Source organism: Flavitalea antarctica, assembly GCF_054461535.1.
On record NZ_JBTLQG010000014.1, the window covers coordinates 88,036 to 103,567 of the forward strand.

Sequence of the window (15,532 nt, forward strand, 5' to 3'; positions counted from 1 at the left end):
TAACATGAAAATTACCGCTCAGGAAGAATATGGTTTACGTGTGCTTATCCGCATCGCAGGATGCAGGAACAGTGAAGGTATGAGCATTCCACAGTTAAGTGAAGCGGAAGGTCTCACCAGCCATTATGTGGCTAAACTGACGCGTCATCTGCGGATGGCCGGATTTATCAATTCAACACCCGGCTTAAAAGGCGGTTATGTACTGGCTCGTCCCGCACAGGAGATTATTATTAATGATGTGCTGAAAGCGCTCGGCGGTGCCTTGTTCGACCAGGCATTTTGCAAATCACATTCGGGTAGTGTCAAATTATGTAACAATTCAGTGGATTGTTCGGCCCGCTCCCTATGGCAAATGATACAGTACACCATGGATAAACTCCTTAACCAGGTTACCTTGCATCACCTTGTTAATCCAGAGTCTCAATCGTCGCGTATGCTGGAACAAATACTTAGCATCGCGAACAACGAATTGCCTGAACCCGAATTAAAATCATAGGCTTTGCTGGCTGTGTTTCCCTCGTTTAAGGGGTAGCAGTACATGGCAGGTTGTACCTTGTCCCACAATAGATTCCATAAAGACATAACCATTGTGATTTGAGACTATCCGACGGCAAAGTGCCAACCCGATTCCCGAGCCGGGGTACAGGTCTCTCGGATGCAGTCGTTTAAACACATCAAATATCTGATCCGCATATTGAGGTTCAATGCCGATACCATTATCTTCGACCATAACATGATAATACTCGGGGAACTGTACCGCAGTCGGTACAATTTTCTGGGCGGTGCGGCTATCTAATATCTCCGCACGAATGCTTATTTGAGGTCGAACGCCGGGCCTGGTAAACTTCAGGGCATTACCTATGAGGTTATAAAAAAGCTGGTTCATTTGCAGGCTGATCGCTTCGATGATTGTCAGGCTTTGAATATTTATCACAGCTTCTTTTTCCTGGATAATCAATTCGAAATCTGATTTCACCTGGGATACAACGTAATTAAGATCGACCGGTTCGAACAGGATATCTGACTTCAACAGTCTTGAAAATTCAAGCAGCCCTTCAATCAACAGTGACATGCGTTCAGCTGACTTATTGATTTTTTGAACAATCTCCCTGTTGTCAACCCGGGAAGTTTGATTCTTGCGTAGGATGTCCGTGAACATCCTGATCTTTCTCAGTGGCTCCTGCAGATCATGACTGGCCACATAGGCATACTGCGCAAGCTCTTCATTTGAATGCATCAGGTGACTATTGCTTTCAAAAAGTTCCTCATTGGCAGCGGTAAGTTTCTCATTCACTGCCTGAAGTTCTTCGGTCCTCGCCAACACCTGTTGTTCCAATGCCATTCTTAGTTTCCGCTGAACAGTAACATCCTGGGAAGTACCGGTTATCTTATACGGCTCTCCGTTTTCATCCACGAAACATTTGCCCTGTGACTGTATGATACGTTCAAGACCACCATTCAGGGGTCTTACGGTAAACTCCATTTCCGTAGCCGTTCTGCCTTTGGTGAGAATGGCCTGCGTAATGAATGTATCAATCTTGTTCCGGTCCTGTTCGATTACGGATTTGTAAATACTATTAATGTCCAGTGGTTCATTTGGTTCTATGCCGCACCATTCTCTCATGCGTTCAGAATACTCAACCTCGTTTGTTATGAGATTTATGCTCCAGGTGGCGAGTTCGGCGAGTTCAATCGCACTGCGCAAATTGTATTCAGCTATTTCCACTTTTTGCCTCGACAAAACCTGTTCAGTTACTTCCGTGGCCGTAACCATGATGCCGTAGATATCATTGGCGGTATTATAGAGAGGCTTGTAGATATAGTTATAGTAACCGGTATAATTTGATCCGTTTTTGGATAGTATGATTTTCTCTTCAGGCTGATAATAGGTGTCCCCGGTGGCATAAACATGTCTCAGGCGGTGGAGTAATTCCGTTGAGCCCAATTCAGGAATAGCTTCAAGCAAAGGTTTATTGATGATGGTTTCATCGCGCCCGATCATCAGCAGCATTTTCTCATTGATCGTTTTTACGATCATCTCCGCACCGGTAAATACAACTTTAGCGACCGGTGAGTTATAAAAAATGCTCTTTGAAAAGAGTTCACTTTCTTCTATCTGCCGGCGATCCATCACCTGGTCAGTTACGTCGACCGCCATATTTATTATCGCATATACTTCACCGCTACTATCGTTTAATGGTTTGTAAGTAAAGCTGTAGTAGTTGCCGCGTAAAATGCCCCCGATTTCGAGGTTCACAAGTGCTTCCTGGGTGTGATATGCGTTTCCTGTAGTATAGACTTCGTCCAATATCTCCAGGAAATCCTGTCCCTCAAGTTCAGGTAGCGCTAAGTGAAGTGGTTTATTAATAACGGTTTCGTCCTTTCCCCAAAGCTTTATCATTTCGGCATTGGCGGTATCAATAATCAGTTCCCGTCCGCGGTAAAGCGCGGTTGCAAAGGGTGCCTCTTTTATGAGTGATCTAAGTTGTTTTTCGCTTTCGCGGACACGTAGGCTATCATTCACGCGGTCCGTGATATCATCGATAGTACCGGTTAAGATATAACGTTTGCCATCTTCGTTGGTGAGATAGGTGCCCCTGACATGTATCCAGTGTTGCGATCCATTATTCCAGATCGTTCTTACCTGGTATTCGAGTTTCCCCGATTGTTCTGCATTTGCGTAGGCTTTGTCACGGATGCTTTTGTCCTCCGGATGTAAATAAGAAACAAAATCTGACCTGGTATAAGCTATTTTATGTTCACCCGTAATAATAATGGAATACATAGGCGAATAGCTCATCTCGCCGGTCTGAAGCAACACATGAAAATATCCCAGGCCGGAATTTTCAAGGGCAATCTGGGCTATTTTTTCAGGGGGGGTATTTTGCATATAGAGTGACTGCCATTTTCATAGGAAACGGGCAGGATTTTCCGAGCGGCAAATATAACAGTTGCCGAAATAAGTTCAATAAAAGAAACAAGATACTATGGCGGAAAACAAGTCTTAAAGTGGCGCAAGCTGCCCTGCAGATTGACGCTTAAACCCCTCCTGCATTTTTTTTTTCGTAACTAAATTTGTTGACCGGTGTGATGCCGAAAAAAGAAAACAGCTTTTTATGGTTGAAGTGTTTAAGACGACAGTTTCTGATTCCTATTACGCCAAACTGTTATTGACCAAGATCCACGCACGTTTTCCATTTTACCTGGCAAACTTTGATCTTACTGACTGCGATCGTATTCTCCGGGTTCAGTCTCCGGGTGTCATCGATATTCAACAAATTCTTTCGATTGTAAGGGGTTTCGGATACCAGGCAACCGTTTTGCCAGACGAAATCGTAGCAGTCGGGAATTTTGACCGTTCACTTCCAGGGTAGTAGAGTAGCGACAGCCACCTACCTTTCCCGCATTTCAATCATATGTTAAATTTGTATATGTTTTGATATTTATAAGATATCGGAATGACCTGGTGGATCTTTTCATGCTTCCATCCCGGCGGCAGGAGCTTTGTTGACAACTTTTTTGAAATTGGCAGGATCATTGTGGAAACTTTTGGACAAGCCTAACCAGGCCCGCCGATTTTAGGTAAACTGCTATATATTAACAAGTTGCCAAGAAAATTCCTGGGTCGTTGCTGCAAATTTGATTGTTTCTCTCTCCTAAACTTTCTTAATATTTTCAAAAATCACTGTTGATCTTTCATTTTTTTTCCCCATTTACAATTCAAGGCACAATAATAGTATATACTATGACAACCAGTTGATCAAACCATGACTACAAAGACCACTTCAAGGGATTTTATCGTGGTCATTCCATGTTATAACGATTTAACCGGCCTGATAAAAGCGCTGTCAACTGTAAAGTATGACGGCCAGTTTTCGATTTTGGTTATTGATGATGGAAGCTCAGTGCCCATCAAAAGGGAAGATCTCATGCCAGTCCTCCGTCCATCCACAACGATTGAATTAATCCGTTTGTCACCTAATGTTGGAATTACAAAAGCGCTGAATGCAGGTTTAAGCTGGATACTTGATCCTGCCCTCAATAAAGTGGAATATAAATATGTGGCGAGACTAGACTGTGGTGATTTATGTGACGAGACAAGGTTTATCAAGCAGGTAAGATTTTTAGAAGAAAATAACAGTATAGATCTCCTTGGAACCTGGTGTGTGTTCGAAAATTTTGAAACTGGCGACAAATTTGTTTATAGAACACCGACGGAAGATAAGAAGATTAAAAGGGCAATGTACTTCAGGAACATATTTATTCATCCGACCGTGATGTGGAGGGCAGGGATCTTAAGGACCAGCAATGGTTATCCGGAAGTTTTTCCGCACGCTGAAGATTATGGACTATTTTATAAATGGATGGATGCAGATATAAAAACGGCAGTGCTACCCGAAAAACTGGTAACCTGCCGCATCAACACAAAAGGATTATCGCTTGCAAACAGGAAGGGCCAGTTGAAAAGCAGGATTAACGTTATCAGGGCCTATGGGAGGAACAAGGTCCTGAAAACCCTTGGAGTTTTGAAATTGTGGGCTTTGCTGGCGTTACCATACTCGCTTGTATTCCAGATGAAAAAAATGTTGCTTGGCAAAAATTAATTTAAGGGTAAAAGATAAAAGAAGGGCTATGAAGATTGTACATGTAGTTGAACCATTTGCGTCAGGAATCGCGGTGTTCGTAAAATCATTGGTAGATAATATGAAGGATGACTTTCATATTATTGTTCATGGGGAGCGGGAATCGGTGATGAAAGCCGTTGAGGTGAAAAAAACTTTCACGGGGGCGAACGTACGTTTCATAAGGTGGAATCATGCTCAACGTGAGATCAGCCCCACTAAGGATTTTCGTGCTTTTTTCGAATTGTACAGGATCCTCAAGAAGCTGAAAGGAGAGGGAAACGTGGATGCAGTGCATTTGCATTCATCTAAAAGCGGTTTTCTGGGAAGACTTGCCTGCAAACTGGCAGATATTGACAATGTTGTTTATACACCTAATGGTGCACCATTCCTGGTGAGTACTAAAAAAGTGAAGAATTTCTTTTACCGGGTTTTTGAAAAAGTAGGTGATCTGTTCGGTGGAAAAGTGGTTTGTTGTTCGTTGTCTGAAATGAGTGCCTACCGGAAGCTTGGAATTAAGGCTATCAATATTAATAATGGTGTTTCACTTAAGACCACTAACGCTGTTCCTGAAATTACGAAGGAAGAGGGAGTGTTCCAGGTCGTAACCTCCGCCAGGATCTCTAACCAAAAAAATCCGGCCTTATTTAACGAGATAGCGAAACAGTTTGAACATATGAAACAGTTTCGTTTCATCTGGATAGGAGACGGTGAGGATCGTGCCAAGCTAACCTCATCCAACATCACGGTTACTGGCTGGGTAGCCCCGGTGACTTCTAAAAAGCTGATCAGTAATGCGGATGTTTATCTGTCCACTTCAAATTTTGAAGGACTTTCCTTTTCTGTCCTTGAAGCACTGGCACTTAAAAAACCAGTGTTGCTGAAGAATTGTGTTGGAAATAAGGATATGGTGAAAAGTGGTTTAAATGGCGACCTTTTTGATACTGCTGACGGTGCGGTTGTTAAAATAATGCAGTATGCCAACAATCCCGATATGTTGCCATTGATGGGAGAGTATTCAAGTGAATTTTGCCGGAATGATTTCAATATCAATTCAACGAGCCTGATGTATAGAAATCTTTACAGTGGCAATTTCCATTACAGCTATCAAAGTTCTTAAATAATCTATGGAAAACGAGATGTTATTAAACGGATTTATGAAAACTGATACTGACCTCGGTTTTCATTCAGAAACAGAAGGTCTTGGTGAGATCACTGAGAAGCTTGATGACATATTGCTCTACCTCCGCAATGAACTGCAGGGTAAGCAAAAAGTAATTGATGCCCAGGCGGCAGAGATCCTGAGAATGCGGGGGGTAATTGAGGAAAAGACAGACCTTGTACAGGCTATGCAGCAACGTGTGGCTGAAGTAGAACAAAAGGCAGAAAGCAATCGCCAGCTTATCAATAAACTACTTGGCGATATCAGTCACTACCAAAAAGATATTGAATGGTACAAGCGTACCTACGAAAAAAGGAGTCTGTGGGGTGTAATGAAGGAAAAACTTGCAAAGGTCAACCTCCCACCAGAAAAACCTGAATGATGCTGATGAATGAAATTTATACAAAAAAAAACCGCGTTTTTCAGCGAAGTGATAAAATAGATCCATTTAACTATAATGATGGCGATGAGACGGAAAATTATCTGCTAAGGATCATCGAAGAGGCGGAAGACCTATCCATTTCGTCTCCACATTGGAGTCAGCATATCATAGACTGGCCCTCAAAATACCACCTTTCCGCACAGCGGGCAGACTTATTAAGACCATTCAGGGAAAGTTTAAGAAACAAATCGGTTTTGGAGATTGGTTGCGGTTGTGGCGCCATCACAAGGTTTCTTGGAGAAGCCGGTGCGATGGTTACGGCCCTGGAAGGTAGTACACGACGCTGCAAAATTACGGCTGCGCGTTGCCGTGACCTCGCCAACGTACGTGTTGTCTGTGATAACTTTGGCGACTTCCATACAAACGATAAATATGACCTTATTGTTTTAATTGGCGTGCTTGAATACAGCAACATGTTTATCGATGGCGTTCATTCTGCCAAAGCGTTATTAACAATAGCCAGGACCATGCTGAATCCAGGTGGTTCTATCATCATTGGTATCGAGAATAAACTTGGATTGAAATACTGGGCCGGAGCGCCGGAGGACCATGTCGGTAAGCCTTATTTCGGAATTGAAAACCGATATGATGATGATACACCACAGACTTATGGTCGTGTGGAACTGGAAAACCTGTTGCATTCAGCCGGGCTTGGTCATACGGAGTTCCTTTACCCCTTTCCGGATTATAAACTTCCATCGATCATTCTTCGTGAGAAATCAATGCAGGCTGCCTTACCTGATCCATCAAACCTGATCATACCTGCCACTGATCATCCGCAGTTCAAACCATATCATCCAAATTTTGTAACAGACAGGGCCTGGAAAGAAGTGATAAATAATTCACTGACTCCGGACATGGCCAATTCTTTCCTTGTCGTTGCTTCGGAAGAGCCGGGCGTCAGCCTGTTACCGACTGACACCCTTGCGTACATCTACAGCTCCGGCAGATACCCGGCCTACAGGAAAGCAAATACTTTTACGCAGTCTGAAAACGGAACCATAATTAAACGGGCACTTATCAACCCCGGTTACCCGGTTAGAGAAACCGCTCAACTACAACAGTTAATTACAGATGAAAAATATATACCGGGGTCCGTTTATTTCCTGGGCTTCCTCGATATTATTTCAAAAGCAGGTTGGACAATAGAACAATTGGTTGAATGGTGCGCGCCATATTATAAATATGCGATGAAGCTGGGTACACGAAACGGGCGTACAATAATGATCGATGGTTCGTACCTGGATCTTACTCCATTTAATCTTATCAAAACTTCGGACGGAGGACTGAAACATTTTGACCAGGAATGGGTAGCGGGTGATCAGTTACCGCTCCGTTATGTTATTTTCCGGGGTCTTTATTTCTGCTTTTCACGTCCTTTATACTTCATGCCTCCCGTACCGGGAACACCATTGAATGCCTTTGAGCTGATTACAAAAATCATTTCAGCCTTTGAACCTGATAGTGCAGATGTTTCTGATGAGTTCCGGCAACTGGAATACAAATACTTCGGGCCGGTGAGTGTTGATCCGAATTATGTTCCCGTGAATTTCCAGGTAAATCTTTTTGGCGATTCAAGTCTTCCTTCAGATCAACTGACAGCTCTGCCTATGCCGGCATTGACAGAGGTGGCAGTAAAGTGTTATTTTGGGACCGATGGCGAAGAATTTTCTGAAGTAAATTCAATCAGTTCCCTGCTTGAACTTGTTGAAGAAAAAGTTAGTTACACTTTCCGGTTCAGGCAGTCACCAGGACTAACCACCAACTCAAAATCATATACTGTCCATAGCCTTCCTGGTGATTCAGGCAGGCATTTAACACCTTCATTTAATAAAGTGAGGATTTGTTTGTCTGATAAACCTGGACTAATAAATTTTTATTCTTACCAGGTAAAAGATAATAAGGGCAACAAACTTGCTTCAAGCAAGGGAGATAGTCCTGCACCCCTGCAGATCAGGGATATCATTTCCGTAGAAGGTAACAATGATCATCCGCACTTCGCTTTTATTATGTTCGCGGGAGAACCGGCCGTAGAGATCAGTCTCCCTTCATTTACATTTGAAGGCCCGCAATCGTATCTCGATGTGATCATTGAACTGAGCCAGGCGACTGAAATGCAGCATACCGAAATACGGCGTTCTTTATCCAACCTGTTATCCCTTGACAGATATGTTGCTGCCGGCGCTAAGGCTAAGGAACCGCTCAGGAATCAACTGATCTCTATAACACAGCGACTCTCGAAGGACGCGAGAGCGGACCTGGAAAAGCGGCTAACATCAATGGAATTCCAGTTGGAAAATCTCCAGTCCGAAATTACCGATGAGCACTCAATGAATGAAACACTCAAAGGAAATATCGCGGCTACGCGTTCTATGGAAGAAGATAATGCACGGCTTATGAAAACAATTGAATGGTACCGGGACACTTATGAAAAACGGTCGCTTGCCGGGATTATCTTCACCAGGTTTAAAGAGTTCCTGCAAAGGGCCTACATGTGGCTCATACATTTTCTGTTGAGGAAAGATTTTGTGAAGAACAGGTATGCCTTAAATTATATGCTTGAATATACCCGGGACAACGGCCTGCGCAATGCGTTGTCTGCTGTAAAGCAGAATTTCCGGGAGCATGGTTTCAAAACTTTTTCAGATGCCAGGCGCCTTGCGCTTGAGGCAATGAATAAAGCGGCTGCCGCGAAAGCACCGAGACCTGCTGAACCTTCGGTGGAAGAAATCTATCCTCCGGAGAAAATGAAAAAAGACATCCAGGGTTTTAAACTAAAGCCGCTGATTTCCGTCATCATGCCTACCTATAATACGAAGCCGGCGCTTCTTAAACTGGCTATCGATTCAATTAAGAGCCAGGTCTACAAAAACTGGGAACTTTGTATAGTTGATGATGGTTCTACTTCACAGGAGACAAAGGAATTTTTACTTAATTACGAAAGTGATTCCCGCATAAAAATTAAGTTGCTTGAAAAAAATGCGGGAATTTCTGAAGCCTCCAACCAGGCAATAAAAATGAGTAGTGGCGATTTTATCGCTCTGTTCGATCATGATGACGAACTGACACCTGATGCCTTATTCTGGTTTTGCCGTGAACTGAACGAATATCCCGATACTGATATTATTTATTCGGATGAATGCAAAAAAGATGAGAAAGGAGCAACAAGTGACTATTTCTTAAAACCAGACTGGAGTCCGCAATTGTTGTTGAATATGATGTATGTGGGGCATCTTACTGTCTACAGGAGGTCATTCCTGCTTGACAAAGTCGGCATATTCAGGACAGCTTTCGATTTTTCACAAGACTACGACCTTATACTTCGCGCAACAGAACAAACCAGTTCAATAAGGCACATCCCACGGGTGTTATATTACTGGCGCCAGACAGCAGGTTCTGCTTCCCAGGGTGATAAACCATATGCCAGGGAAAGCAATATCAAGGCCCTGGCAGATGCCATTAAACGAAGGAATATCGATGCAGACATCATTGAACTTCCCGGAGCAAACCGCGTCCGGCTTAAGATGGAAGAACAGCCCGGTGTATCCATCGTAATTCCGACAGATTCAATTCCTAACCTTTCAGCTACCATAAACAGCATTGTTGCCATCACAAAATACAGCAACTATGAAATTGTACCTGTTACCAATTCAGGAGTTATCGCGGAATTGTCGGAAAAGTACCGGGATCTGAACATAAACTATGTGCGTTATGACAAGCCTTATAATTTTTCGGATAAATGCAATGCAGGTGCAGCTGGTTCAAACTCACCCATAATCATTTTTTTGAATGACGACGTAAGGCCGTTACAGGATGACTGGATTGAGAATACGATCGAGTACCTGTTATTGCCCGGAGTCGGTGGCGTATCACCCAAACTTATCTACGAGGACGACAGTATACAATATGCCGGCATGGTGACGGGTGTCCGGAACCTGACGGGTACTTCATTCCATTGTTATCCGTCAAATTCAACCGCATACATAAATTTCCCCCAACTCACCCGGGAAGTATCCATCTTATCAGGTGCCTGCCTGGCCATGAGGAAGGAATTGTTTTTATCAGTTGGTGGCTTTGACGCTGTCAATACTCCCAGTGCACACTCCGATGTTGACCTTTCATTTAAGATCATAGAAGCTGGTTACAGATGTATTTACACTCCTTACGCCGAATTGAGGCACATCGGTCATCTGTCTCTTAAATCATATGAGGAAGAAAATACAAAGCATAAAAAAGACAAGGCAGATATTTTCCTGTTAAACAGGTGGCCGGCTTATGTTGCGTCCGATCCTTATTTTCCTTATCCCATGCGTGATCTGCTTTATCACGATTCGCCTGTACCCCTGAAAATCTATCCGGGCCGGCAAAGTGATTACAAGCCATCAGGAAAAGACGTGATACTTGTTTGTCATGATCTTACCCGTAGCGGCGCGCCGATCATGTTGTATAACATATGTACAGTGCTGTTGAGGCATGGGTACTTCGTAGTGGTTTTTTGTGCGAAAGATGGCCCGCTGAAATCCATGTATAATGAATTGGGAGTAACAGTAATTATTGATCCGCTGATCCTGGCCAATCACCAGTCGTTTGAAAAGTTTGCGATCAACTTTGACTACATCCTCTGTAATACCGTTGTCAACTGGCCGATCGTGAGGCAAATGCAGGATAAGGTGAAAACGATCTGGTGGCTGCAGGAAGCAAAAGTTATCGACCATTTCATTAATGAGCCTGAATTTATACCCACCCTCAGCTCAGCATATAATATTGTCGGGGTGAGCGATTACTCCCTTGGCATGATACGCAAATACAACAGTCACTATCGTAAGATCTATAATGCCTGTTATGATTTTTACGAACCTTCAAAACATGACAAGGACCTGACAGCGAGGATTAATTTTACCATTGTGGGTTCCATCGAAAGCCGCAAAGGTCATGATGTGCTATTCAAGGCACTGGGTCTGATTGAAGACGAGATCCTGGAACGAATGTCAGTGAAAGTGGTCGGGAGAGTACTTGATCCTAACTTTGATGCTATGATCAGGCAACAGATACCCTCAAAAGCTTTGGTAACTTTCACCGGTGAGATCTCAAATGCTGAGGCGGTGCAGCTTGTGGCGGGCGCGGATGTTATTGTTTGTCCCTCCAGGGATGATCCCTTTCCTGTTGTATTGGTAGAAGGATTTTGTATGGCAAAAACCTGTCTTGTTTCCGATGCCACCGGTTTTGCCGAGCTGATTGAACATGGCGAAAACGGGTTCGTATTCGCTTCAGAAGATACCGAGGAGCTTGCAGATATCATGCGCAATATCGTAATGCGCTCTTCTGAACTGGATCCGATCGGTCGCAATGCAAGAGAAGTTTATTTGCGGGAACTGAGCATACCTGTGCTTGAGCAGCGACTGTTACCTTATATGGAAGCTTTACCTGAGCCGTCATTGAAACAAACAAGAAGAGGTAAGGTTACCTATAAAAAAACGGGTACGACCTTCCAGATATCATGATAATGAGTCTGACATTTTTTATACATGTCTATTATCCCGGTTCCTGGAAACTGATCGCCGGCAAATGCGGTCACCTTTTTAAGGAGGCGACGCGGCTTATTGTGAGTGCCTGCCATGATGAGGTAATCAAGGAGATCAGGACCCTGAACCCGGAAGCGGTTATCTTGAAAGTGACTAATAAGGGAAAAGATATCGGGGGCAAACTGGCTTCCTTGTCATACTATTATAACTTTTGCGAGCCGACCACTTATTTTGCTTTCCTTCATGATAAAATAAGTCCGCAGACTTTGAATGCGGAGTATTGGTTCAACCAGTTGTATGATATATTCAGTGTTGAAAAATTTGCTGTGATTATGGATCTGCTGGCATCAAAAAAGAATGTTGGCATTGCCGGTTCAAAGGCATTTTTGAAAAACGAGTATTCAAAATCCAAAAAGCAGTTTGATACTACAAACAATGAAATTTTGTTTGAACTGATGAATACCTATGCACTGAATCCGGAAACCTATGATTATATCGGGGGTACGATTTTCGTTGCGAGGAGTGATGCAATGAGTGGGTTTTTTAAAGAACATCGCCCCCTGCAAATCCGGCAGAAGCTGGAGGGTGGAAATGTGCTCGATCTTGAACACGGTACCTATACGCATTCATGGGAGCGGCTGCTTTGTTTTATTCCGCAGGCTAACGGCTATAAACTTGCTGGTGTTTAATTATGCTCGCTAATGTTTCAGACGATATCATTACTTCTTATCAGTCACCGTTCAAATCGGTGATGATACTTTTGCCGGGTGACGGTGTTGGTCTGCGCCCTGGCGTTATTCCTTGTATAAAGCTGTCAGTCGCTACTTCCGGTTCTTTTCGCAAAGAGTTTACCAGTATAACTGCCGGGTCTGAAGGCTTTCTCATTTGTTGGGATGAAGCTCAGTATAATGACGGGCTGTGCGAACTCCTTATTCATTCCATATTCACACCCGGCTATCTTCATATAAACGGCCGGCCGGTCGTGGTGTTTCGTGCAGGCTTCTCATCCCCAGGCGCTACTGCGATTATCAGAAGACTGGAAAATGAAGTCGCTTTACAGGGAATTCCATGTTTACTTGTCTGGCAGGATAATACAAGGGAAAGCGTCAAGGACGGTTCTGTTCAACCGGCTTTTATCAATCATAATACTTTACTGGATAAAGATTGGTTCCAGGCTCATATGTTCAACGATCTGGGTTCATTGACGGGTCACTTTATCCTGGACCTCGATACGAGTGAGCAATCTTTTGAAACGCAACATTTGCTTGACAGTGCCTGCCGGACCTTTCTGGCAAAACAACCGCTCATAGCAAACAGCCTGAATGAATACCTTACCCTGCAGCACCGTTTCGCTCAACTCAGTTCTGAACATCACCAGCTGGCCGAACGTTTTACAGGAGCAGAAAAGACCATAGGGGTTATCAGAACCAAGTATAAAGACGACTATGAAAATCTGTTTAAATGGTACCATAACGAATACGAGATCCTGCCCCTGTGGTATAAAAGATTCGGGCATATCCTGAAGGTGATCATGGGCAAGCGTTCTTTCAGATCGCTATTTTCTGATGATGTAAAAAAATATAAGAATTGAAGTATTGGATACTTACTACTGAATACCCGCCGCTTTTTGGCGGGGGCATCAGTACTTATTGCTACGAAGCATCCAGGATGCATACCGCCTTTGGTGATGAGGTTACCGTGTTCATACCGGATGATAAGGTAGCTGATCATGAAATCAGGCAGTTCGAAGGTGTACGAGTCATCGCTTTCAATTCCAACCGGTCGAAACTGGCTAATTATATGGGTTATGTTCCAAGGCTAAGTTTTGAATTTGCAACGATGGTTAAGCAAATCATAGAGGCTGAAGGCAAACCTGATTATATAGAGGCGCAGGAATATCTCGCCATTGCCTATTACACCCTTCAATTCAAGCTACTTAAGTATTCGTCTTTTGAGGGTATTCCTGTTATTCTTGTATTGCATTCCCCGGCATTTTTGTACCTGTATTATAACCGGGAAGGAATCTATGAGTTCCCTAATTACTGGACCGGCGAGTTGGAGATCAGTTGCATAAGAGCAGCGGATCAGCTGATTGCGCCCTCCCAATACATCGTGGATGAGATAAAAAAACACATATCCCTGGAAGGCATAAACGTAAGGGTTATACGTAACCCATACCAGTTTGAATCCGGGTCTCAACTTCCTGTATCAAAAGCTGGGACCGCTGAACTGGTTACGGGTAATATCAAACGAGGCAGGATAGTATTTTACGGTAAGTTGTCGCCACAGAAAGGCGTTTTTGAAATGTTTGAATACTTCAGCCGTCTTTGGGACGCAGGGGAGGACTACATTTTAAACGTTGTGGGAGGTACTGAAAAAGTGTATTATCCTGAAATGAAAACCATGGGGCAACTGATTGAAGACCGGTACTCTACTTATATCCGCAAGGGTCTTGTTAAATTCACTGGTAAAGTTTCTCCTGCTCAAAAAGATCTGGTACTTGCTGATGCGCATGTCGTGTTGATTCCGAGTCTGAACGATAACCTGCCCTATGCTGCGATCGAAGCTATGGGCCTGGGAAAAGTGATCCTGGCATCTTTGCAGGGTGGCCAGTCGGAGTTACTTACTGATCATGAGAATGGATTTTTGTTTGATCACGAACATCCGGAAACCTTTGCTGAAAAGCTTAAACTAATATTGTCACTCGACAACAACCGGTTGAATGACATCGGTCTTGCAGCTGCAAAGTCGATCAGGGAACAGCTTGCTTATAAAAGAATATATGAGTTGAAATCTGATCTGCTAAAGGGTCTCAACAAGGATCAGTCGCGTAAGCAGTTCCCATTTACAAGACCACTGGCCGTTGCTGACAAGACCCTGGCCGTAGAAAATGGGGATGATCTCCTGTCGGTAGTGATCCCTTATTACAATATGGGCAATTTTATAGATGCCTGTGTTGCGTCGGTCCTTGAAGGAACGCATCCAAACACAGAGATCATTATTGTTGATGATGGAAGTACTGACCACGCAAGCAAAACCGCACTTGAAAAATGGCGGAAGCATTCCCGCGTTATTGTTGAAACAAAGGCTAATGGCGGACTGGCTCACACGCGCAACTATGGTGCTTCGAAGGCTAAAGGCAACTACCTTGCCTTCCTTGATGCCGATGATACAGTTGCCCCGGAATATTACAGTAAGGCACTGAAAGTGCTTAATGCATATGAAAACGTTAGTTTTGTAGGATGCTGGGTGCAGTTTTTCGGAACAAAATCTGATATCTGGCCAACCTGGAATCCTGAACCACCTTATATTCTGCTTCATAATACAATGAACAGCAGTTCGCTTGTATATAAAAAACAGGCCTTCCTGGAAGCAGGTTTGAATGATAAAAAGGTAGATTATGGCCTGGAGGATTACGGTAGCATCATAAGTCTTCTGAATGCCGGCTTTCGTGGGGTAGTGCTGCCTGAGACTTTATTTAACTATCGCATCCGTCCAGATTCGATGTACCGTTCCCTTACGCGTTATAAAGCGATGTACTCTCACCAGTATCTTGCCGGCACTTATCCGTCACTCTACCAACGATATGCAACTGATATATTCAGCCTGATGAATGCAAATGGCCCGTCCTTTGCTTATGATAATCCCTCATTTGGAATGCGTGTTACAAGCACCGTTATAGGGAACAGTGGTATGATTAATAACCTTAAAATGTTTGTTAAAAGAAATCCGGCCCTCAAGAAAATGCTGTTACAGGCAAAGGCAATGATGAAACTATAGTAAT

At 43.5% G+C, this 15,532-nt stretch carries 10 protein-coding genes; 9 read left to right on the plus strand and 1 reads right to left on the minus strand.

The features are described 5' to 3' along the window. Positions 1-4: 4 nt before the first annotated feature. Positions 5-496 (plus strand): RrF2 family transcriptional regulator, encoded by a 492-nt coding sequence (locus tag ACX0G7_RS14605; RefSeq protein WP_458924232.1) that lies wholly within the window; start codon positions 5-7, stop codon positions 494-496. On the opposite strand, the gene ACX0G7_RS14610 is transcribed toward ACX0G7_RS14605, so the two are convergent. Continuing rightward, positions 491-2,890, minus strand: coding sequence for a PAS domain-containing sensor histidine kinase (locus ACX0G7_RS14610; protein WP_458924233.1), 2,400 nt, complete (start codon positions 2,888-2,890; stop codon positions 491-493). The genes ACX0G7_RS14605 and ACX0G7_RS14610 overlap by 6 nt on opposite strands. 226 nt (positions 2,891-3,116) lie before the next feature. On the opposite strand from ACX0G7_RS14610, the gene ACX0G7_RS14615 reads away from it, so the two are divergent. The 8 genes from ACX0G7_RS14615 to ACX0G7_RS14650 all read left to right on the plus strand — a co-directional run bounded on the left by ACX0G7_RS14615 (position 3,117) and on the right by ACX0G7_RS14650 (position 15,528). Continuing rightward, a complete protein-coding gene (locus ACX0G7_RS14615; RefSeq protein WP_458924234.1) occupies positions 3,117-3,374 on the plus strand; it encodes a hypothetical protein in 258 nt (85 codons plus the stop codon). A gap of 393 nt (positions 3,375-3,767) precedes the next feature. Next, positions 3,768-4,604 carry a glycosyltransferase family 2 protein gene (locus ACX0G7_RS14620; protein ID WP_458924235.1) on the plus strand — a complete coding sequence of 279 codons (837 nt, stop codon included), beginning with the start codon at positions 3,768-3,770 and terminating at the stop codon, positions 4,602-4,604. Positions 4,605-4,632: 28 nt separating this feature from the next. After that, positions 4,633-5,742, plus strand: coding sequence for a glycosyltransferase (locus tag ACX0G7_RS14625; RefSeq protein ID WP_458924236.1), 1,110 nt, complete (start codon positions 4,633-4,635; stop codon positions 5,740-5,742). A 37-nt stretch (positions 5,743-5,779) separates the two neighbouring features. Next, positions 5,780-6,166 (plus strand): hypothetical protein, encoded by a 387-nt coding sequence (locus tag ACX0G7_RS14630; RefSeq protein ID WP_458924237.1) that lies wholly within the window; start codon positions 5,780-5,782, stop codon positions 6,164-6,166. Between the two features lie 5 nt (positions 6,167-6,171). Next, entirely contained in the window at positions 6,172-11,727 is a 5,556-nt protein-coding gene (locus ACX0G7_RS14635; protein ID WP_458924238.1) for a glycosyltransferase, read from the plus strand. A 2-nt stretch (positions 11,728-11,729) separates the two neighbouring features. Beyond that, on the plus strand, positions 11,730-12,437 hold the full coding sequence (locus ACX0G7_RS14640) for a rhamnan synthesis F family protein (protein ID WP_458924239.1): 708 nt from the start codon (positions 11,730-11,732) through the stop codon (positions 12,435-12,437). 2 nt (positions 12,438-12,439) lie between these two features. Further along, positions 12,440-13,339, plus strand: a complete 900-nt coding sequence (locus ACX0G7_RS14645; protein WP_458924240.1) for an FHA domain-containing protein — start codon at positions 12,440-12,442, stop codon at positions 13,337-13,339. Beyond that, complete coding sequence (locus tag ACX0G7_RS14650) at positions 13,336-15,528, plus strand: glycosyltransferase (RefSeq protein ID WP_458924241.1); 2,193 nt, start codon at positions 13,336-13,338, stop codon at positions 15,526-15,528. The genes ACX0G7_RS14645 and ACX0G7_RS14650 overlap by 4 nt, the downstream gene beginning before the upstream one ends. Positions 15,529-15,532: the final 4 nt, after the last annotated feature.